Source organism: Streptomyces sp. NBC_00236 (assembly GCF_036195045.1).
In the GTDB taxonomy this organism is placed as follows: domain Bacteria; phylum Actinomycetota; class Actinomycetes; order Streptomycetales; family Streptomycetaceae; genus Streptomyces.
The window spans coordinates 3,532,884-3,553,652 of the sequence record NZ_CP108100.1 but is presented as its reverse complement, the minus strand read 5'-3'; the positions used below and the strand labels follow the sequence as shown (position 1 = coordinate 3,553,652).

Annotated in this window: 19 protein-coding genes and 1 pseudogene; 14 read left to right on the top strand and 6 right to left on the bottom strand. The window is 69.5% G+C overall.

Annotated features, from left to right (window positions below; genetic code table 11):
• Genes OG446_RS15880 through ccsB form a run of 3 tightly spaced genes read left to right on the top strand, consistent with a single transcriptional unit; the run spans position 1 to position 3,632 of the window.
• Positions 1 to 759: a cytochrome c biogenesis CcdA family protein gene (locus OG446_RS15880; RefSeq protein WP_328894666.1), complete on the top strand. Its 759-nt coding sequence runs from the start codon at positions 1 to 3 to the stop codon at positions 757 to 759.
• A 6-nt stretch (positions 760 to 765) separates the two neighbouring features.
• Positions 766 to 2,553: a cytochrome c biogenesis protein ResB gene (gene resB / locus OG446_RS15875; RefSeq protein ID WP_328894665.1), complete on the top strand. Its 1,788-nt coding sequence runs from the start codon at positions 766 to 768 to the stop codon at positions 2,551 to 2,553.
• On the top strand, positions 2,550 to 3,632 hold the full coding sequence (gene ccsB / locus OG446_RS15870; RefSeq protein ID WP_328894664.1) for a c-type cytochrome biogenesis protein CcsB: 1,083 nt from the start codon (positions 2,550 to 2,552) through the stop codon (positions 3,630 to 3,632). Before resB ends, ccsB begins: the two co-directional genes overlap by 4 nt.
• A gap of 68 nt (positions 3,633 to 3,700) precedes the next feature.
• Here the strand turns inward: ccsB and OG446_RS15865 are convergent, their stop codons facing one another.
• The 3 genes from OG446_RS15865 to OG446_RS15855 form a co-directional block, all read right to left on the bottom strand.
• On the bottom strand, positions 3,701 to 5,266 hold the full coding sequence (locus tag OG446_RS15865; RefSeq protein WP_328894663.1) for an ABC transporter substrate-binding protein: 1,566 nt from the start codon (positions 5,264 to 5,266) through the stop codon (positions 3,701 to 3,703).
• Positions 5,259 to 7,364: a hypothetical protein gene (locus OG446_RS15860; protein WP_328894662.1), complete on the bottom strand. Its 2,106-nt coding sequence runs from the start codon at positions 7,362 to 7,364 to the stop codon at positions 5,259 to 5,261. The genes OG446_RS15865 and OG446_RS15860 overlap by 8 nt, the downstream gene beginning before the upstream one ends.
• Before the next feature lie 124 nt (positions 7,365 to 7,488).
• Complete coding sequence (locus OG446_RS15855; protein ID WP_328894661.1) at positions 7,489 to 7,884, bottom strand: PLD nuclease N-terminal domain-containing protein; 396 nt, start codon at positions 7,882 to 7,884, stop codon at positions 7,489 to 7,491.
• Positions 7,885 to 8,451: 567 nt separating this feature from the next.
• Here OG446_RS15855 and OG446_RS15850 point away from each other — a divergent pair.
• The 4 genes from OG446_RS15850 (at position 8,452) to OG446_RS15835 (ending at position 12,497) form a co-directional block, all read left to right on the top strand.
• Positions 8,452 to 9,168, top strand: a complete 717-nt coding sequence (locus tag OG446_RS15850) for a lytic polysaccharide monooxygenase (protein WP_328894660.1) — start codon at positions 8,452 to 8,454, stop codon at positions 9,166 to 9,168.
• 123 nt (positions 9,169 to 9,291) lie between these two features.
• The gene (locus tag OG446_RS15845) at positions 9,292 to 10,749 is read left to right on the top strand and encodes a menaquinone biosynthesis decarboxylase (protein WP_328894659.1); all 1,458 of its coding nucleotides are present in this window, start codon (positions 9,292 to 9,294) and stop codon (positions 10,747 to 10,749) included.
• Between the two features lie 97 nt (positions 10,750 to 10,846).
• Positions 10,847 to 11,752, top strand: coding sequence for a menaquinone biosynthesis prenyltransferase MqnP (gene mqnP / locus OG446_RS15840; protein WP_328894658.1), 906 nt, complete (start codon positions 10,847 to 10,849; stop codon positions 11,750 to 11,752).
• Between the two features lie 82 nt (positions 11,753 to 11,834).
• The gene (locus OG446_RS15835) at positions 11,835 to 12,497 is read left to right on the top strand and encodes a UbiX family flavin prenyltransferase (protein WP_328894657.1); all 663 of its coding nucleotides are present in this window, start codon (positions 11,835 to 11,837) and stop codon (positions 12,495 to 12,497) included.
• A gap of 11 nt (positions 12,498 to 12,508) precedes the next feature.
• Here the strand turns inward: OG446_RS15835 and OG446_RS15830 are convergent, their stop codons facing one another.
• Entirely contained in the window at positions 12,509 to 12,643 is a 135-nt protein-coding gene (locus tag OG446_RS15830) for a hypothetical protein (RefSeq protein ID WP_328894656.1), read from the bottom strand.
• Positions 12,644 to 12,775: 132 nt separating this feature from the next.
• On the opposite strand from OG446_RS15830, the gene OG446_RS15825 reads away from it, so the two are divergent.
• From OG446_RS15825 to OG446_RS15805, 5 genes are all read left to right on the top strand, one after another.
• The gene (locus OG446_RS15825) at positions 12,776 to 13,231 is read left to right on the top strand and encodes an Lrp/AsnC family transcriptional regulator (RefSeq protein ID WP_148020139.1); all 456 of its coding nucleotides are present in this window, start codon (positions 12,776 to 12,778) and stop codon (positions 13,229 to 13,231) included.
• Positions 13,232 to 13,441: 210 nt separating this feature from the next.
• Positions 13,442 to 14,605, top strand: a complete 1,164-nt coding sequence (mqnE, locus tag OG446_RS15820) for an aminofutalosine synthase MqnE (RefSeq protein WP_326740653.1) — start codon at positions 13,442 to 13,444, stop codon at positions 14,603 to 14,605.
• Between the two features lie 124 nt (positions 14,606 to 14,729).
• Positions 14,730 to 15,254 carry a GNAT family N-acetyltransferase gene (locus tag OG446_RS15815; RefSeq protein WP_328894655.1) on the top strand — a complete coding sequence of 175 codons (525 nt, stop codon included), beginning with the start codon at positions 14,730 to 14,732 and terminating at the stop codon, positions 15,252 to 15,254.
• 145 nt (positions 15,255 to 15,399) lie between these two features.
• On the top strand, positions 15,400 to 15,654 hold the full coding sequence (locus OG446_RS15810; protein WP_148022106.1) for a DUF4229 domain-containing protein: 255 nt from the start codon (positions 15,400 to 15,402) through the stop codon (positions 15,652 to 15,654).
• A 413-nt stretch (positions 15,655 to 16,067) separates the two neighbouring features.
• Entirely contained in the window at positions 16,068 to 17,405 is a 1,338-nt protein-coding gene (locus tag OG446_RS15805; RefSeq protein WP_328894654.1) for a dicarboxylate/amino acid:cation symporter, read from the top strand.
• Positions 17,406 to 17,580: 175 nt separating this feature from the next.
• On the opposite strand, the gene OG446_RS15800 is transcribed toward OG446_RS15805, so the two are convergent.
• Positions 17,581 to 19,017 carry a recombinase family protein gene (locus tag OG446_RS15800; RefSeq protein ID WP_328894653.1) on the bottom strand — a complete coding sequence of 479 codons (1,437 nt, stop codon included), beginning with the start codon at positions 19,015 to 19,017 and terminating at the stop codon, positions 17,581 to 17,583.
• Positions 19,018 to 19,063: 46 nt separating this feature from the next.
• On the opposite strand from OG446_RS15800, the pseudogene OG446_RS37200 reads away from it, so the two are divergent.
• Both OG446_RS37200 and OG446_RS15795 read left to right on the top strand, forming a co-directional pair.
• Positions 19,064 to 19,285, top strand: a pseudogene (locus OG446_RS37200) (hypothetical protein); the annotation flags it as partial.
• Between the two features lie 50 nt (positions 19,286 to 19,335).
• On the top strand, positions 19,336 to 19,974 hold the full coding sequence (locus OG446_RS15795) for a TetR/AcrR family transcriptional regulator (RefSeq protein WP_328898314.1): 639 nt from the start codon (positions 19,336 to 19,338) through the stop codon (positions 19,972 to 19,974).
• Here OG446_RS15795 and OG446_RS15790 read toward each other — a convergent pair.
• Entirely contained in the window at positions 19,919 to 20,764 is an 846-nt protein-coding gene (locus OG446_RS15790; RefSeq protein WP_328894652.1) for a MaoC family dehydratase, read from the bottom strand. The two genes, OG446_RS15795 and OG446_RS15790, sit on opposite strands and share 56 nt — an antisense overlap.
• Positions 20,765 to 20,769 lie beyond the last annotated feature (5 nt).

The window sequence follows — 20,769 nt, the reverse complement described above, 5'->3', positions numbered from 1 at the left end:
GTGATCGCCCTCGCCGCCGGCCCCAACGAGACGGTCCTGAGCGGGGCCCTGCTGGTCGCCCTGCCCATCGCCCTGCTCGGCGGGCTCGTCTCCTTCTTCTCGCCCTGCGTCCTGCCGCTCGTCCCCGGCTACCTCAGTTACGTCACCGGGGTCAGCGGCGCCGATCTGGCCGACGCCCGACGGGGACGCATGGTCGCGGGCGCCTCGCTGTTCGTGGTCGGCTTCACCGCCGTGTTCGTCTCCGGCGGCGCGCTCTTCGGCTACTTCGGCGACACGCTCCAGGAGAACAGCGGGCCGCTCACCAAGATCCTCGGCGTGCTGATGATCCTCATGGGGGTCTTCTTCATGGGCCTGATGCCGTGGATGACCCAGCGCGAGTTCCGCATCCACAAGAAGCCGGTGACCGGCCTGGTGGGGGCACCGCTGCTCGGAGCGCTCTTCGGGATCGGCTGGACTCCGTGCCTCGGCCCGACGCTGAGCTCGGTGAGCATCCTCGCGATGGACCAGGGAACCGCCGGACGCGGGGCGATACTGACCGTCGCGTACTGCCTCGGCCTCGGCATCCCCTTCGTCCTCGCGGCGGTCGCCTTCCGCAAGGCGCTCGGCGCGTTCGGCTGGGTCAAGCGCCACTACGCATGGGTCATGCGCATCGGCGGCGGCATGATGATCGTGACCGGTCTGCTCCTGCTGACCGGTGTGTGGGGCAGCATGATGCAGGAACTACAGGGCTGGTCCGCCGGCTTCACGGTGGGGATCTGAGTACCGATGAGCAACACCAAGTCCAACCCGTCCCAGGAGCGCGAGCGTCCCGATGAGCGGGAGGTGCGCGCGGAGCAGGACCGGGAGACCGCCCGGGAGCTCGGCGCCGCCGGCTCCCAGCTCTCCACAGCGCCGCGCGAGGAGGCCATGGCGAGCCTTCCCGCCATGGGCGTCATCGGCTGGGCGCGCTGGTTCTGGCGCCAGCTGACCTCCATGCGGGTCGCGCTGATCCTGCTCTTCCTGCTGTCGCTCGGCGCCATCCCCGGCTCGCTGATCCCGCAGAACAGCGTCGACGAACTGAAGGTGCAGACCTTCAAGGGGCTCCACACCACCGTCACGCCGATCTACGAGAAGCTCCAGTTCTTCGACGTCTACAGCTCGGTGTGGTTCTCCGCGATCTACATCCTGCTGTTCATCTCCCTCATCGGCTGCATCGTGCCGCGCACCGGCACGTTCATCGGCCAGCTGCGCAGCCGCCCGCCGGGCGCCCCCAAGCGCCTGACCCGGCTGCCCGCGTACACCACCTGGCGCACCGAGGCCGAGCCCGGGCAGGTCCACGAGGCCGCGCTCGCGATGATGCGCAAGCGCCGCTACCGGGCCCACGTCGACGGGAACGCGGTCGCCGCCGAGAAGGGCTATCTGCGCGAGGCCGGGAACCTGATGTTCCACATCGCGCTCATCGTGATGCTGGTGGCCTTCGCCTGGGGACAGCTCTTCAAGTCGGAGGGCGCCAAGCTGGTCGTCGAGGGCGACGGGTTCTCCAACACGATCACGCAGTACGACAACTTCAAGTCCGGCTCGCTCTTCGACGACGACTCGCTGTCGCCCTTCAGCTTCACCCTCGACGACTTCATCGGCACGTACGAGCGCAGCGGCCCGCAGGTCGGTACGCCCCGGACGTACGAGGCGCACGTGACGTACTCCGACGGCGCCTACGGCAAGCCGAGGAAGAAGGTCATCAGGGTCAACGAACCGCTGGTCGTCGACGGTACGAAGGTCTATCTCAACGCCCACGGCTACGCGCCCGTCGTCTCCGTCAAGGACGGCAGGGGCAAGGAGGTCTACAAGGCCGCCGTGCCGCTGCTGCCGCTCGACAACAACGTCACCTCGTCCGGTGCGATCAAGGTGATGGACGGCTACCGCGACAAGAACGGCAAGAAGGACCAGCTGGGCTTCCAGGCCTTCTTCGTGCCGACCTTCGCCGGCAGCGGCAAGGGCACGATGTTCTCGCAGTTCCCGGCCGCCGACATGCCGGTCCTCGCGCTCAACGGCTACCACGGCTCGCTCGGCGTCGACTCCGGACTGGCGCAGAACGTCTACCAGCTCGACAAGTCGAAGATGAAGGAGTTCAAGGACTCCGAGGGCAAGCAGCTCAAGCAGCGGCTGCTCGTCGGCGAGACGATGAAGCTGCCCGACGGGGCCGGCTCCATCACCTTCGAGGGCCTCCAGGAGTGGGCGAGCTTCCAGATCTCGGAGCAGCCCGCCAGCGGCTGGGCGCTCACCGGAGCCATCGGCGCGATCGCAGGGCTGGCCGGTTCGCTGTTCATCCAGCGCCGCCGGGTCTGGATCCGCGCCGTGCGCGGCGCCGACGGCGTCACCGTCGTCGAAATGGCGGGGCTCGGCCGCAGCGAGTCCGCGAAGCTTCCCGAGGAGCTGGCCGATCTCGCGGTCACGCTCAACGCCGTCGCGCCCACGGCGCCCGGCCCAGACACCGACCCCGACACCGATCCGGACCCCGGCACCCCTGTCGCCGCCGCGTCCTCCGCAGAACCTTCCGAAGGGGCTGAGAAGTGAATCTCGCCGCCGCAACCAACGAGAACCTGGCACACACCAGCAATGTGCTGATCTACTCGTCGATGGCCGTCTACACCCTGGCCTTCTTCGCGCACATCGCGGAGTGGGTGTTCGGGTCCCGCAGCAAGGTCGGCCGTACCGCCGCCTCGCTGACCACCGAACAGGCCGCCGCCGGCACGGTGAAGGTCCAGGTCGCGCAGAAGGGCGGGACCACCGCCGTCCTGGAACGGCCGAAGATCGTCACCCGGTCCGCGGCCGGATCACGCGACGTGCCGGACGGTCCCGGCGCCGCGGGCGGCACGTTCAAGGGCGACCTCTACGGGCGGATCGCGGTCTCCATGACCGTGCTCGCCTTCCTGATCCAGGCGGGCGGGGTCATCGCCCGCGCGCTGTCCGTGCAGCGCGCCCCCTGGGGCAACATGTACGAGTTCTCCATCACCTTCTCCACGGTGGCGGTCGGCGCGTACCTGGCCCTGCTGGCCCTGAAGAAGAACGTCCGCTGGATGGGTCTGATCCTCATCACGGCCGTCCTGCTGGACCTGGGCCTCGCGACCACGGTGCTCTACACCTCCAGCGACCAGCTGGTGCCCGCACTGCACTCGTACTGGCTGTGGATCCACGTCTCCACCGCCATCATCTGCGGCGCCGTGTTCTTCATCGGCGGCATCGGCACGCTCATCTACCTCTTCCGCGACAGCTACGAGAGCAAGATCGCCAACGGTGGTGAGCCGGGCTCGTTCGCCCACTCCGTGCTCTCCCGGATGCCGTCCGCCTCCAGCCTCGACAAGTTCTCGTACCGGATCAACGCGGCGGTCTTCCCGCTGTGGACGTTCACGATCATCGCGGGCGCGATCTGGGCCGGCGACGCCTGGGGCCGCTACTGGGGCTGGGACCCCAAGGAGGTCTGGTCCTTCATCACCTGGGTCGCGTACGCCTGCTACCTGCACGCCCGCGCGACCGCCGGATGGAAGGGCCGCAAGGCCGCCTACCTGGCGCTGATCGCCTTCGGCTGCTGGATCTTCAACTACTACGGCGTCAACATCTTCGTCACCGGCAAGCACTCCTACGCCGGCGTCTGAGCCGCCCGCACCAACACGGCTGCCCGTCCCCGCTCCGGCAGGGAGGGGCAGCCGTCCGCGTTCCCGGCTCAGGGGGCCGACGACGGGGGCAGGCACTGCTCCTTCGGCGGCGCGCCCTCCGGCCACGCCAGGGCCGAGAACCGCTGGTGCGGCGGGTCCGGTGCCAGCTCCACCACCGGTACGGCCTTGTTGTACGGGTTGCCGTGGTTGTCCAGGCAGATCCAGCCGCTGGCCCCCCGCACCCGCAGCGATCCCTTCACCCGGGGCCACTGGCCGCCCACGTCCTCCAGGCCCGGCAGCTCCTTCCCGTCCGTGGTCGCCCGCCGGATCCCCGCCACCGCCAGCGTCATCGCGTCATGGGCGATGATCAGCTGGCCGTCGGTCAGGTCGTCGTGCGCGGTCGGCCCGATCGGGCCGACCGGCTTCTTCCCCACCTCGGCCAGCAGATCGGTGAACGCCCGGTAGTCCTCCGCCGAACCGCCGGTCGGCTGCTTCTTCCCGGCCGCCACCGCGGGCCAGGCGTCCGGATGCGCCAGCGAGGCGTAGCGGACCGTCACCTTGCGCCGCAGCGCGTTGCGGTCGAGCTTCTTGTCGTCGCCCAGATAGGAGCCCTCGTCACCGGTGAGGACCGTGAAGCGGCGGCTCTGACAGCCGCGCGCGCCCAGCGCGTTGACGAACTGGCGCAACTGGACATGGCGTCCGGCGAAGAACACCGTGTCCGCGTCCGTGTCGCAGATGAGATGGGTGATCTGCTCGAAGGTGTTGGCCGTGGTCCCCTCGTCGTACGGATCCTTCCGCGAGGTGAACAGCTCCGGTTCGTACTTCGAGCCCTTCAGCAGCGTGCTGAACGCCGACTTCAGGGTGTCCGTGTAGTGGTCGCCGCTGCGGGTGTCCTGCACCAGCAGCGCCTTGTCCGCCTCGACCTCACCGAACGAGGCGAGGGCGCGGGCCTCGTCCCGGTTGGTGGGGGACACCCGGGCGAGGCCGGGGAACGGGTCGCCACCGGGGCCGTTCGCGAGGTCGTCGGCGGTGATGGTGGAGCCCACGACCGGAATTCCGGCCTTGGTCAGCGCCGTCACCGCGTCCTTGTTCTGCCGACTGCTGATGGCCACCCCGGACACCGCGCGCAGCTGGTGCGGGGCCCCCGTCATCTTCAGCAGCCGGTCCACCACGGGCTGCCACTGCCGGCTGTTGCTCCCGGTGTTGGCGAGCACCACCCGGATCTGCGGGACCTGCCCGTTGGCCCGGTGGTTGGACCGGTACTGCGCGGCGAACGCGCCCTGGAGCTCGTGCAGCACCTTCGTCCGCATGGACGCGTCGGTCGAGGTCAGCGGGAGCAGCAGCGCGACCGTCGCGTACCGGCCCGCCTTCAGTGAGCTGTTCTCCCTGCCGATCGCCGCGGCGACCGCGGTCAGCTGCGACTGCCCGAAGTCGTAGCCGTCCCCGGACACCCCGACGCACTCGTCGCTGCCCGGCGGGCGGGAGACCCCCGTCGCGCAGGACCGGTCCGCGGGCTCGGTCAGCCGGTCCGCCCCGTACCAGCCGGCCGTGACCAGCAGGGAGCCCACGACAACCGAGGTGATGATCTTCTGCCGGGTGGTCCACCACAGGCGGTACCGCAGCGGGTTACGCATCCGGACCACCCTCCCCCGGACGGGCGGGCACGGCTGCGCCCGGCGGCATGGACAGCGCCCGCCAGTCCCGCAGGTCGCGCGGCCAGTGCGTCGCCGCGTCCCAGAGCACCGCGTGCCCGGTGGGATGCCTGCCGGACAGCTGCCGCAGCTCGTGCGCCATCTTGTCGATCACCTCTTCGTCGGGCAGGGCCAGCGGATCGGACAGCAGCCAGACGGCGTGGAGCAGCCGCCGCAGCTGCAACTGGAGTTCGGCGGCCCGTTCGTCGAGCCCGGCGAGCGCGTCCCGTTCCTCGTCGGAGGCGGTCGCCCGACCCAGCGCGACGGCCCGCCGCGGATCGGGGCCGGTGCTGCCGGGCGGGCGGGGGCAGGGGGCCGAGGCGATGAAACGCAGCGCGTCGAGCCAGCTCAGCACGTCGGGCCGGGCGAACTGCACCCGCAGATGCGTCACGCAGTCCTCCGCCGCGCCCAGCACCAGCTCCTGGTGCAGCCGGTGCGGTTCGCTCGGGCAGCTGCCCCCGGCGGCGTACGCCGACCGCAGCGTCTCGTGCACCGCGCGCCACACCGCGTAGTACGGCGGGTCGTCGTCCTGGAAGCGCAGCCGGTGCAGCAGCAGCGACCGCAGTAGCGGATCGGCGACGAAGTGCTCCGGCCCCACCGGCCAGTCCTCCGACCGCAGCGCGTCCCGCACCCGCAGCGCCACGTCGCCGTCCAGGGACTCCCCGCGCAGCCGGGTCGTGGCCAGCAGCCGCGCCGAGTCCTCGCCGTGCGCGGCGGCCAGCACGCTCAGCACGTCCGGGCGCTGTCCGGGCAGCAGCCGTTCCAGCAGTTCGTCGGCCACCCGGACCGGCGGCCGGTCCTCCCGCAGCTCCACCGTGCGCTCCAGCAGCGACCCCGGCACCAGGCCGCCCGGGTCCGGCGACTCGCCCGCCGCCTGGGCCAGCAGGGCCACCCCCAGCGGCCGGCCGCCCGTGAGCCGGTGGACCCCGCGCGCCAGCCCGGCCGGGGTGCGACCGTGCGGATCGTGCCGGTCGAGCGCGGAGCGCACATGTCCGGCGTCCAGCGGGGTGAGGCCGACGGCCAGGATCCCGGACGTCACCTCGGTGCCCCGTACCCAGTGCGAGGCGTGCGCCACCTCGGGCAGCCGTCGGCGCACCGCGTGGCTCAGGCCCGCGTGGTCATGGATGCGCGAGGACGCGAACACGGCGATCTGGTCCCGCACCCCGCCCGCGCGCTGCCGCAGCAGGGGTTCGACGAGCTGCCGGCCCAGCGGGGTGTGGGCGTTGTCGAGGAGCAGGACCGGGCGGCCCCGCCGGGCGCCGCGCGCCATCCCGCGGTAGGCCCGGACCAGGTCCTCGACCAGGGCCAGCACCAGGTGGTCCTCGGCGCGACGGCGCAGGTCGCCGCCGCGTTCGAAGTCGACGGCCAACTGCCGCAGGCCGATGCGCCCGTTGCCGCCCGCGTGCGGATACGTTCCGTACCAGTCCGCCGAACGCCGCTGGAACCGGCTGAACGTCTCCTCCAGCACCGTCTCCACGGTCGCCTCGGCGACCATGCCGGCCATCGGCGCCATCGAGTCGAACGCCCCGGCCGCGAGCTTCGTCAGGACCTTGGTGACCCAGCCCGTCGCGGTGTCGGCCCGGGTGTCGAGCGTCGCCAGTACCGGCCCGAGCGACTGGAGGTCGCGCTGGGCCCGTGACTCGTCCTCCCGCCGCCAGGACACCGAGGCCACCGCCACCAGACCCAGGCTGAGCCGGGGGAACTGCACCGGGCGGGCCGCGTGCACCCGCGCCGTGAGCTGGGTGGCCAGTTCGGGCAGCACTCCCGTCACGGGTGTCCAGCCGGGGCCCGGGTCCGCGGGCGGCCGTACCGCCTCGCAGTCCACCAGGGCGACCGGGGTGATCTCCCGGTACAGGCTGCGCAGTTGCTTGAGCACGGCCGTCTTGCCCATGCCCCGGCCGCCGGTCAGCACCGCGACGGGCGGGTCGTCACCGTGTTCACAGCTGACCCGCCGCGAACCGTGCGGGGTGAGACCGGTCAGGCGCGCCGCGAGTCCGTCGTCACCGAAAATTGCCTCGCGCCCGTACAGGTCTCGCTCCACAGCACCCCCAGCGCCGCCGCCCGCCCTGATCTGTCACTCCGTCAACACCAGGATATCGGCCGGGTGTTGGAGGGGGGTGAAGATTTTCGAACGATCGCGATCGGGCGCTGCGGTGTGCCCGGGATCAGGAAGCGGGCGGGGTCGACTCCGGCCCGCTCTCCCGCCGCTTGAGCTCGTCCTCGCGGCGGCGCAGGTCCGCCTCCCAGTCCTTGAGGACGGCCTCGTCCTTCTCGTTCTCGTCCTTGAGCGACTTCAGGAAGTCGGGGTTGTCGTCGGGGGCCACCCACTGCTGACGGTGGTTGCGGTGCCATTCGGACGGCGTACGGCCCCCGTCGGGCACCTGGCGCAGCTTGCCCGCGGCCAGCCACACGATCGGGCCGACGATCCAGAACAGCAGGATGATGAAGACCCAGGCGACCTTCGGCAGGTGCTTGGCCTCGTCCTCCGGGGTGTTCAGGCAGTCGATGAACGCGTAGATCGTCAGCGCCAGAGGCAGGAGATAGATCAGGGCCCGGAGCATGGTGGAGAGGTCCCCCCGAGGAGAGTTGGCGGGGCGACGCCCCGCCCCGGTGACGCGCCCAGAGTAGCGGGTGTCCGTTACGTCCTCGGGGGAGCGGGTCCGGGGACAGGTCTGTCCGGCCGTGACCGTGCGGCGGCTGTCCGGGGACAGGTCTGTCCGGCCGTGACCGTGCGGCGGCTGTCCGGGGCACGGCCCATTCCCCGCTCTTCTCCCCGAAGGGACTCATCGCGCCTCCCGCGCGGCCCGACTGCACAGGTGGCCGTCAACTCCCGCATGAAGCAAGGGCGTTGTTGGCGGATCGCCGCGAGTGCGACGGAGTGATTCCGGGTGGTGCGTTCTCTTGACGGAGACCCCGTCCCGAGTATGGTCTAGACCTAAAGGTGAGCCCCGGTCGACAGTGCGTGGCCGGCGGCGCGCGAAGGGTCTGCGGGGCGGCGCCCCCCTCGCCACCGGCCGCACCCGTGTGTTCACCGTGCCCGGTACGCATCACGCCACGGGACCACGCCGGTGCGGGCGCGTCCTGATGCTGCCGTTGCCTTCGGCAGCCCCTTCAGCGAAGGAGTTGGCATGAACGCCAAGCGAAAACTGGCTCTCGTGATCGGTGCGGCGGTCGCCCCCCTCATCGCGGTGGCCCTGCCCGCCACCACAGCGAGTGCGCACGGCTACATCTCCTCACCTCCGAGCCGCCAGGCCCAGTGCGCCGCGGGCACCGTCCCCTGTGGTCAGATCAAGTACGAACCGCAGAGCGTCGAGGGCCCGAAGGGCCTGCGGAGCTGCAGCGGCGGAAATTCCCAGTTCGCCGAGCTCGACGACGACAGCAAGGGCTGGAAGGTCACCCCGGTCGCCGGTTCGGCCAACTTCTCCTGGACGCTGACCGCCCGGCACGCCACGAGCACCTGGCAGTACTACGTCGGCGGCACGAAGGTGGCCGAGTTCAACGACGGCGGTGCCCAGCCCGGCGCCACAGTGACCCACAACGTGAACTTCGGGTCCATCTCGGGCAAGCAGAAGGTCCTCGCGGTCTGGAACGTCGCCGACACGTCAAACGCCTTCTACGCCTGCATCGACGTGAACATCGGTGGCGGCGGCACCGACCCGGGCGACCCCGGCGATCCGGACCCGGGCGACTGCGCGGCATCGGCCTGGGACGCCGGACGCGTCTACAACGCCGGGGACACCACCTCCCTGAACGACCACACCTGGCAGGCCAAGTGGTGGACGCAGGGCGAGCGGCCCGGCACCACCGGCGACTGGGGCGTCTGGAAGGACCTCGGCGCCTGCTGACGTCCGTCGCACCTGCCCGGCCCCGCAGCCGGCGCCACCTCTCCGCAGGACACCGCGGAGAGGTGGCGCCGACGCGGGGGAGCCCCGGCAGCCGACGGCAGGCGGGATGTCAGACTGGACGGCATGGCTTACGACGATCTTCGTTCCCTCCTCCGGGCCCTGGAGCGCGAGGGCGAGCTCAAGCGCATCAAGGCCGAGGTCGACCCCTACCTGGAGGTCGGTGAGATCGTCGACCGGGTGAACAAGGCCGGCGGGCCCGCGCTGCTCTTCGAGAACGTCAAGGGCTCATCCATGCCCCTGGCCATGAACGTCTTCGGCACCGACAAGCGCCTCCTCAAGGCCCTCGGGCTGAAGTCCTACGCCGACATCAGCGACAAGATCGGCGGACTGCTCAAGCCCGAACTGCCGCACGGCTTCGTCGGCGTCCGGGAGGCCTTCGGCAAGCTCGGCACGATGGTGCACGTACCGCCGAAGAAGGTGAAGTCCGAGAACGCCCCCGTCCAGGAGGTCGTCCTCACGGGCGACGACGTGGACCTGGACCGGCTGCCCGCGCTGTTCACCTGGCCCAAGGACGGCGGCTCCTTCTTCAACCTGGGGCTCACCCACACCAAGCACCCCGAGACCGGCGTCCGGAACCTGGGGCTCTACCGCCTCCAGCGCCACGACCGCCGCACCATCGGCATGCACTGGCAGATCCACAAGGACAGCCGCAACCACTACCAGGTCGCCGCCAAGCGCGGCGAGCGGCTGCCGGTCGCCATCGCCTTCGGCGCACCGCCCGCGGTCACGTACGCCTCCACCGCCCCGCTGCCCGGGGACATCGACGAGTACCTCTTCGCCGGGTTCATCCAGGGCAAGCGCATCGAGATGGTCGACTGCAAGACCGTGCCGCTCCAGGTCCCGGCCAACGCCGAGGTCGTCATCGAAGGCTGGCTGGAGCCCGGCCAGATGCTCCCCGAGGGGCCGTTCGGCGACCACACCGGCTTCTACACGCCGCAGGAACCGTTCCCCGCACTGACCATCGACTGCGTCACCATGCGCAAGCGGCCGCTGCTCCAGTCCATCGTCGTCGGCCGGCCGCCGACCGAGGACGGTCCGCTGGGGCGGGCCACCGAGCGGTTCTTCCTGCCGCTGCTCAAGATCATCGTGCCGGACATCGTGGACTACCACCTGCCCGAGTCCGGTGGTTTCCACAACTGTGCGATCGTCTCGATCGACAAGAAGTACCCCAAGCACGCCCAGAAGGTGATGAGCGCGATCTGGGGTGCGCACATGATGTCGCTGACGAAGCTGATCGTCGTCGTGGACTCCGACTGCGACGTCCACGATCTGCACGAGGTGTCCTGGCGGGCGCTGGGCAACACCGACTACGCACGTGACCTCACCGTCGCCGAGGGACCGGTCGATCACCTCGACCACGCCTCGTACCAGCAGTTCTGGGGCGGCAAAGCGGGCATCGACGCGACGAAGAAGTGGCCCGAGGAGGGCTACACCCGGGACGGGGGCTGGCCGGACATGGTCGAGTCCGACCCGGAGACAGCCGATCGGGTGACGCGGCGCTGGAAGGAATACGGACTGTGACGGCCAGGCTGATGCTGGAAGAAGACACAGCGGTGGCGGGGATTCTCCGCCGCTGCGGAGGTGAGCCGGCCGATCGCCGCCGGAAGGGATACGGCCTGTGAGCGCCTCGGCCGCCGCTGTGCCGCAACCCCGCGGGAAGTCCCGCGCGTTCCTGCGGCTCGTGATGATCGAGCACTCGGTCTTCGCGCTGCCCTTCGCCTACATCGCCGCGCTGACCGCGATGTTCCTGGATGACGGGTCGGTCCAGTGGGTGACGCTGCTGCTCGTCACCGTCGCGATGGTCGGACTGCGCACGTTCGCCATGGCCGCGAACCGGATCATCGACCGCGAGATCGACGCCCGTAACCCGCGCACCGCCGGGCGTGAGCTGGTGACCGGCGCGGTGTCGGTGAAGTCGGCGTGGACCGGCGCGCTCGTCGCCGTCGTCGTGTTCCTCGGGGCGGCGGCCCTGCTGAACCCGCTCTGTCTGGTGCTGGCGCCGGTCGCCGTGATCCCGATGGTCGTCTACCCGTACGGCAAGCGGTTCACGAACTACCCGCACGCGATCCTGGGCCTCGCCCAGGCCATCGGGCCCGTCGGCGCCTGGCTTGCGGTGGCGGGCAGCTGGTCGTGGGACGCGGTGATCCTGGGCCTCGCCGTCGGTGTCTGGATCGGCGGCTTCGACCTGATCTTCGCCTGCCAGGACGTCCAGGCCGACCGCGCCCACGGGGTGCTGTCCGTCCCGGCGCGCTTCGGTGTCCCGGCGGCGCTGTGGGGCGCGCGCGTCTGTCACGTGGTGACGACGGGCCTGCTGGCCTGGTTCGGACTGGCCACGGAGGCCGGGCTCTTCTACTGGGTGGGCATGGTGATCGTCGCCGTGGCCTTCGTGTACGAGCACCGGGTGGTGCGGCCGCACGACCTCTCCCGGCTGAACCGGGCGTTCTTCCAGGTCAACGGCTTCATCGGGATCGCACTCTTCGCGTGCGCGCTGCTGGACCTGCTGGTGCGCGGCCTAACGGTGTAGTACCCGTCAGGGCCTCGAACTCCTGACACATCGCCGGACCGGGGTGCCGGATAGGCTCGGGGGTGTGGATTCCAGGACTTCAGTGAGTCAGCAGCAGCGAAAGCCTTGGATTGTCGGGGTTTCAGGCGCTTCGGGCACCCCATTCGCCGCCTCCGTGCTGCGCGGCCTGCTGGCCGCGGGGGAGAGCGTCGATCTGGTGGTGAGCCGGGCCTCGCGCCTCACGCTGCTGGACGAGACCGGGATCGCGTTCCGCGACGCGCACTGGCGGGAGGACCTGGCCGGCTGGCTGGCGCGGGGGGCGGACGGGAAGCCGCACACCTTCGACGTGGACGTGTCCGGCGTACGGCACTGGGCGGCCGGCGATCTGGCCGCGGGGCCGTCCTCGGGGTCGTACCCGGCGAAGGGGATGCTGATCGTGCCCGCGTCGACGGCCTGCGTGGCCGGGGTGGCGCTCGGGCTCTCGAAGGACCTGCTGCAGCGGGCCGCGAGCGTGACGCTCAAGGAGCGGCGGAAGCTGGTCGTCGCGGTGCGCGAGACGCCGCTGAACGGCCAGACGCTGCGGCACATGGTGGCCCTGGACGAGGCGGGCGCGGTCGTGCTGCCCGCCTCTCCGGCGTTCTACGCGGGGGCGACGCACATCCAGGATCTGGTGGATTTCGTCGCGGGGCGGGTGCTGGACGCGGCAGGGGTGCCGCACCAGCTGTACCGCCGCTGGGAGGGAGAGCTGGGTGGCTCTCGTGGCTGACCCGGGTGGGGTCAGCGCTTCTTGGGGGCGCGCAGCTTGCGCGTCCGGCCGGCCCGGTGGGCCGTGGTGGGCTGGTGGGCACGCGAGCGGTTGGCCAGGTCCTGCAGCTCGCGCATCCGGGCGTAGGCCATCTCGATCGTGTACACGGTGTATCCACTCCTGAAGATTCGAAAGCATTTTTTGGAAGTTCGGAAAGATTTGCAGGCCCTGAAGCCTGCATGCCTTAGATTCTACACGTAGACTCGCGAAACTGCTGAACAATGGAAGGTTTCAGTCACATGGACGCGGTGGACAGGCAGCTCATTCAGGCCCTCAGGGAGAACGGCAGGGCCTCGTACGCCGAGCTGGGACGGCTCGTCGGGCTCTCCGGGCCCAGCGTCACCGACCGCATCAACCGGCTGGAAACCGCCGGTGTCATCACCGGTTACCGCGCCACCGTCGACGCGGCCTCGCTCGGCCTGGGGGTCACGGCCCTGATCGGCATCTCGCTCTCGGACGCCGCCGACCACGAGGACGTGGCCCACCGGCTGAAGGACCTCGCCGAGATCGAGGACGCCTGGTTCATCGCGGGCGACGACTCCTACATGCTCAAGGTCCGGGTCGGAGACGTGGACGGCCTGGAGAAGACCATCCGCCGGCTCAGCGGTACCAAGGGTGTCTCGCGGACGCGTACGACGATCGTGCTCTCCACCAAGTGGGAGAACCGGGTCGGAGACCTTCCCGAGGAAGGCTAGGGCCTCTCGTTCGGATCAGGCCGGGCTCGCGGGGTCCGGCACGCGCATCTGCGGCGTTGTCGTCCATCACCATGGCTCCGCCATGCCTCAGTCCTCCGCCTTGCAGCTGCACGCACCACACCCCGCTCCCTGACCCGCCCTGATCCGAACGAGAGACCCTAGGCGTACGGTGATCTGAGTCGGTTACGGAGAGAAATGGGAGGTGCCCTAGTGGACGCGGGACTCAAGCGCGAGCTGGAGCAGAAGGTCCGGGACGGCGAACGGCTGTCCCGCGAGGACGGGATCGCGCTCTACGAGTCCGACGACCTGGCCTGGCTGGGCGGACTGGCCCACGAGGTGCGTACGCGCAAGAACGGCGACGTCGTCCACTTCAACGTCAACCGCCACCTCAACATGACCAACGTGTGCACCGCCTCGTGCGCGTACTGCTCCTTCCAGCGCAAGCCGGGGGAGAAGGACGCGTACACGATGCGCATCGAGGAGGCCGTCCGCCTCGCGAAGGCGATGGAGGGCGAGAGCCTCACCGAGCTGCACATCGTCAACGGGCTGCACCCCACCCTGCCGTGGCGCTACTACCCGCGTTCGCTGAGCGCGCTGAAGGAAGCGCTGCCGGAGGTCTCCCTCAAGGCGTTCACCGCCACCGAGATCCACCACTTCGAGACCATCTCCGGGCTCTCCGCCTCCGAGATCCTCGACGAGCTCATCGAGGCCGGTCTGGAGTCGCTGACCGGTGGCGGCGCGGAGATCTTCGACTGGGAGGTCCGCCAGCACATCGTCGACCACGCCACCCACTGGGAGGACTGGTCGCGCATCCACCGGCTCGCGCACGAGAAGGGTCTCAAGACCCCGGCGACGATGCTGTACGGGCACATCGAGGAGCCCCGTCACCGCGTCGACCACGTGCTGCGGCTGCGTGAGCTCCAGGACGAGACCGGCGGCTTCCAGGTCTTCATTCCGCTCCGCTACCAGCACGACTTCGTGGACATGAAGGACGGCAAGGTCCGCAACAAGCTCCAGGCGCGGACGACGATGGCGACCGGCGCCGAGGCACTGAAGACCTTCGCGGTCTCCCGGCTGCTCTTCGACAACGTTCCGCACGTCAAGGTCTTCTGGGTGATGCACGGCGTGCAGACCGCCCAGCTCGCCCTCCAGCACGGTGCCGACGACATGGACGGCTCGGTCGTCGAGTACAAGATCACGCACGACGCGGACAACTACGGCACGCCGAACAAGCTGGGCCGTGAGGATCTGCTGGACCTGATCCGCGACGCCGGCTTCCGGCCCGTGGAGCGCAACACCCGGTACGAGATCATCCGCGAGTACCCGGGCCCGGACGCGGACCGGCGCGAGTCGCCGCAGCCGATGCGGGTCTGAACCGGCGCGCGCCCCGTCGCGCGCGCAGCGCTGAACGAAAGCTCCGGCCGCCGTCCCCGGCCGGAGCTTTCTCGCGTTCCGGACGGTGGTTGAGCAGGCGGCGGGTAATGGTTAATCTGCACTCATGGCGCTTACATTTGAGCTGGATCCGAAGTTCGACCGGTCGGTCCGGGACGGCATAGCCGAGCTCTGGTCCGATGTGTCCAACGCGGGCGGCGCGGTGGGCTTCGTGCCGCCCGTGACGGCCGAGGACGTACGGCCCGCACTGGTCAAGCACCTCGTGTCCATGGCCGAGGGCCGCACCCGGATCCTCGTCGGCTACGACGAGGAGGGCGCCATCGCCGCCACGGCCTTCCTCACCCACAACACGCACCGCCTGATGGCGCACTGGCTCTGGATCTACACCGTCATGGTCCACCCCCGCCACCAGGGCCGCGGCTACGGCCGCGACCTGATGGCGGCGGCCGCCGACGCCGCCCGCTCCATCGACGGCATCGAGGCGATCCGCCTCACCTGCCGCGGCGGCACGGGCGCCGACCGCTTCTACAGCGCCTGCGGATACAAGGAGGTCGGGCGGGTGCCGGGGGCGATCCGGGTGGCCGAAGGCGACGACCGCGACGACGTCATCATGCTCCTGCCGCTCGGCTGAGCGCGCCCCGGCGCGGTGGTAGCCGCAGCCCTCCGAACTGATCGATTGTGGGGCATGCTTCACTGGTCGGGCAGGACTGTCGTACGTAGAGAGAAGGCCAGCTGTGTCCGCTGCCAAGCCGAGCGCAACCGTCCGGTACACCGCGATGCGTCTGAGCATCTTCGTCGGCTGCCTCGTCGTCGCCGCCATCGCCGTCAACTTCGGGCTCATCCCCTCCGGCGCCGGGGGATCCAACATCGTCTGGGTCGTCCTGCTCGCGCTGGTGCTCTCCGCGCCGCTCAGCTACGTACTCCTGCGCAAGCAGCGTGACGAGATGTCCGAGCAGATCGTGTCCTCGGTCGACCGCGCCAAGGCGCGTCTTGAGGCGAACCGCACCCGCGAGGACAGCGTCACCCAGTGATGAGCGAGTGAGGGCGACGTAAGGACTTTGTAAGCTTCCTCACACCCCTCGCCTTTCTTCTCGAAACCCCAGCACCGGAGCGAGCGCTCCTGTACTGGGGTTTTCGCGTTCCCCGGGACCGGGAAGCGGGTCGTGGCCCACCCTTCGGGCCCAAAGAAGACCTTTGAGGTTCTCAAAGTTCAAGTGTTAACGTGTTCGACATGAAGACAGCTGTGCGCCTCCGACCTGCCACGAGCATCCCGCTCGTGGAGCGCCTGCATGTCGATCTCTGCCGCTGTATGTCCGCGGTCTGTTGCCGCAACGTCTGATACCGGCATCATGCAGCGGCGCCGCCCCTGACGCGGGCGCCGCACCCCCGTCCCCTCCGCACACCGTCCCCGTGCGTCCCGATGCGTCACATCTGGAGTGTGTCCGTGTCCGCGAACCCCGCGTCCACCACCACCGATGAGCCCTCCGGCTCCGGTTTCCGCATACCCAGGATCCCCTTCTGGGCCCAGATCGTCGCCGGCCTCGTGCTCGGCGTCCTGCTCGGCTGGCTCGCCCGCAGCCAGGACATCGACTGGCTCTACACCACGCTCGACAAGGTCGGCCACATCTTCGTCCAGCTGCTGAAGCTGGCCGTCGCGCCCCTCGTCTTCTTCGCGATCCTGGTGTCGATCACCAACCTGCGGAAGGTCAACAACGCCGCCAGGCTGGCCACCCGCACCCTGCTCTGGTTCATGATCACCTCGCTCATCGCGGTCGCCATCGGCCTCGCGATCGGCCTGATCACCAACCCGGGCTCCGGCACCGGCCTCACGCCCAAGGACGGCAAGCTCCCGGAGCACGCAGGCTCCTGGCTCGACTTCCTGACCGGCATCATCCCGGACAACGTGATCACGCCGTTCACCGAGCTGAACGTCCTCCAGATCGTCTTCATGGCCGCCGTCGCCGGCATCGCCGCCCTCCAGCTCGGCGAGAAGGCCCAGCCGATCCTCACCCTCAGCGAAGCCGTCCTGGAGCTCCTCCAGAAGGCGCTGTGGTGGGTCATCCGCCTCGCCCCCCTCGGCACCGTCGGCCTCATCGGCTACGCCATCGCCGACTACGGCTGGGACCTGATCGGCAAGTACGCCACGTTCACCGCCGACGTCTACATCGGCTGCGCCCTGGTGATGTTCGGCGTCTACCCGCTGCTGCTCGCCACCGTCGCCAAGGTCAGCCCGCTCCAGTTCTTCAAGGGCGCCTGGCCCGCGATCCAGCTCGCCTTCGTCTCCCGCTCCTCCGTCGGCACGATGCCGGTCACCCAGAAGGTCACCGAGCGCCTCGGCGTCCCGAAGGAGTACGCCTCCTTCGCGGTCCCGTTCGGCGCGACGACCAAGATGGACGGCTGCGCCGCGATCTACCCGGCGCTCGCCGCGATCTTCATCGCGCAGATCTTCGACGTGCAGCTGGGTGTCGGTGACTACATCCTCATCGCGTTCGTCTCGGTGATCGGCTCGGCGGCCACCGCCGGTCTGACCGGCGCCACGGTCATGCTGACCCTCACCCTGTCGACGCTGGGCCTCCCGCTGGAGGGTGTCGGTCTGCTGATGGCCATCGACCCGATCCTGGACATGATGCGGACCGCCACGAACGTGGCCGGCCAGGTCGTATCACCGTTGATCGTGGCAGCACGAGAGGGCATCCTCGACCGCGACAAGCTCAACTCGGCCTCGGCCTCCCCGGTCGAGGAGCCGTCCGAGCCGCGCGAAAAGGTTGCGGTCGCCGCGTAACGTCGGCGCGGAACACCTCGTTTCAACGCTGAAGAATCCCTCTGCCGCGCTGGTGGGGGGATTCTTCGTGTCTCGTCGATCGCAGAGTGTGTCCAATGATCGAGGTTCTGGGCCTGTGCCCTTCGTGGCGTGCCTCGTCCGCAGCGAGGGCCCTGCGTGGATCGGGCCACGGAAACTACTCTGCCTCCTCATCGGAATCCCCGACGGGGGTCACCTTGATCGAATCCAGTTCGGGTGGCCTTCGGCGTCCGCGGCCGATGCTGAAGACTTCGACCGTCTCGATCACCTGCGCAACGATCGCCCGTCGTCGGTCAAGGTTCTCGGCCGAGTCGTTCCACACAGCCAATGCGTCAACCACGCGGCGCGACTGCCTGACGACCGTTGCCGCCTCGCGGGTGCGTAGGGCCTGCAATTCGCCGCGAATGTGGCCGAGCGAGTCGAAGTAGTCCTCGTCTGTCATGTTGTCGTCCTTCCACCGCTGGCGCAGGTTCCTGATCCGCTCCTCCTGCACTGCAATCGGCCCGGACAAGTCCATGGCAGGTACCTCCTGCGGCTGCGGCCGCCGCGATGCCAAGGCTGCTTCGACCACCTCGTTCAACTGCTCCTCGATCCAGGCGTACGACCGGCTCACCTTCCCGCAGCCCAGTTCACCGTTGTGGCCCACCTGGCCCGAGTGGCAGAGCGTCCGTCGGAACGTCCGGCCCTGGATCGTCGCCCACTGAACACGCATGATCGACTGGCAGTGTCCGCACTTGAGGAAGCCCGAGTACAGGTGCTTGCGCTTGCCGGACCCCTGCGCGGCGGGAGTTGCCCGACCGTTCAGAACCGTTTGGACGTTGTCCCACTGTGTGCGGGTGAGCGGGTGGGGATAGATGCTGTCTCCGATGTCCTGCCCCTTGTACGTGATGATCCCGCCGATCCGTTCGGACCGGTACACCCGCTTGACCTTCTGGATCGACCAGGCGGTTCCGCCGGGAGATCGGGCGCCCGCCTCGTTCCAGAGACGCGCCACGTCTCCGGGCGTCTTTGCCGGGACGCTCATGAGCATGTCGTACCCTCGCACGATCAACTCCGCCTCCTCGGGAACGACCTGCTGAAAGCCCGAGTCCGGGACGAACCCGAAGACGCGGGGACCGCCTGCGTGTGGCTTGCCCTTTTCGCGCCGCTGAAGCAATGAGCCGTTAATGCGCTCCGACATGCGTTCTGTCTCCTGCTGAGCGACGGCACCCTTGATCGTCAGAATCATGCGCCCGTTGGCCGTATCGGTGTCTTCGCCCTCGGTCGTGGCGAAGGCGAAGCCGTGCTCCTTCTGATCTTCGAGGAAACTGGTCAATTCGGAGATGCGACGAGTCAGGCGGTCGATGGAGTAGACGACGATCGCGTCCACCAGCCCGTCACGGGCGTCGCGCAGCATCTCCGTGTACGCGGGGCGCTTGCGCTTGCTGGTGGTGGAGGCGGATGTGTCGTTCTCGGAGTAAACCTTGTAGAGGGTCCACCCGAGGCGGGCGCACAACTCCCGGCACGCGTTCTCCTGGCGGTTGATGCCGAGTTCCTGACCCTTGCGGTCCTTGCTGATCCGGACATAGATGGCCACACGTTGCGGCTTGGACATGGAACCCTCCGACTGTCATACCGCGCTGTACAACATGCATACATGTCAAACAGTTACGAATGGTGCCGGTCAAGCTGTTGTGCCGGTGCTCGTCTCGGCTCGCGAGAAGGTCCTCGACCGTGACGCCTGCAACCGGTCTCGGCTCGTCCGCTGTGGGCCGGGGGCGCTTCCGTGCGTCGTGGGGTACGACTTCCGGCCGCCCGGGCCGGGTGAACCCCGCTCCGTACGACGGCGAGGCGCCCCGCGCCGTACGCTTACCGAGGAGTAGCGCATCGGGGGTGGGAGGAAGTCGACGTGGGTGCTGTGAAGAGCAAACGGATGCCGCGCGCGGTGCGTGAGCAGCAGATGATGGACGCCGCGGTGCAGATCTTCGGGCAGCGTGGATTCCGTGCGGCCTCGATGGACGAGATCGCGGAGCTGGCCGGCGTGTCCAAGCCGTTGGTCTATCTCTATCTGAATTCCAAGGACGAACTCTTCTCCGCCTGTATCGGGCGTGAGGCGAAAGCGCTGGTCGCAGCCGTGCAGGCGGGTGTTCAGCCGGGGCTTCCGGCGGACCGGCAACTCTGGGAGGGGCTGCGGGCGTTCTTCACGCACACCGCGGAGAACCCGGACGGCTGGGCGGTGCTCTACCGGCAGGCGCGGACGCACGGGGAGCCGTTCGCCGGTGAGGTGAACGTGATGCGTGAGGAGATCGTTGCGTTCGTGACGGGTCTCATCGGCGCCGCGGCGCGCGAGGCGCACCATGATCCGGCGCTCCCCGACCGCGATGTGACGGGGCTGGCGCAGGCGTTGGTGGGCGCCGCGGAGGCGCTCGCCGGATGGGCGAACGAGACTCCGGGTGTCTCGGCCAAGGAGGCGGCGGCCACCTTGATGAACTTCTCCTGGGCCGGCCTGGAGAACCTCATGAACGGCCGTCCCTGGCAGCCTCCGGGACAGTCCTCGCCGTCGTCCCGGTGAGGTGGACGCGCCCGCCGTCGCCGCGCAGCTGGAAGGCGGTGCCGTCCGAGGCGTAGGTGACGGTGCCGGGCAGCAGGACGGGGGCCCTGAAGTCGGCGCGTACCGAGTGGGCCCCGTGCGGCTGCGGGGCTTCGGCGAGGCAGCGGGCGACGGTCCACATGCCGTGGGCGATGGCGCGGGGGAAGCCGAACAGCCGGGCGGTCAGCGGGTACAGGTGGATCGGGTTGCGGTCGCCGGAGGCGGCCCCGTAGCGCCGTCCGAGGCCGGCGGGCAGCCGCCAGTCGGTGACGGCGGGGAGTGCCGGTTCGGGCGCGGGTGCGGAAGTGGTCTCGGTACGTGTCGCATGGCGGGACAGGTAGCCGCTGCGGGACTCCCACACCAGCTCGTCCGCCAGCCTCGCCTCCGTGACCACGGTGACCTCGGTGCCGCGCCGGTGCGGCGTCAACCGCTCTGCGTACACCGTGAGTTCAAGAAGGTCGGTGGGGTGCAGCACCCGGTGGGCGGTGATCTCGATCCAGGTGTGGACGAGTCCGGTGACCGGCAGGGGGAAGCGCCGCCCGGTCATCAGCCGCATGGCGAGCGGGAAGGCCAGGACGTGCGGGTAGGTGGCCGGGAGGGGGCCGGTCTCCGGGAAGGCGCAGATCCTGCGGTACGCGGCCAGGGGCCCGGGGGCGATCGGTGCGGCCGGCCGGTGGTGGCGGTCGGGCGGCAGGGTGGCGTCCGGCCTGCCCGCGCGCTTGAACGGGGAGGTGACGGCGCCGCGCGCCAGGGACAGCAGCAGGCTCGGCATCCGGG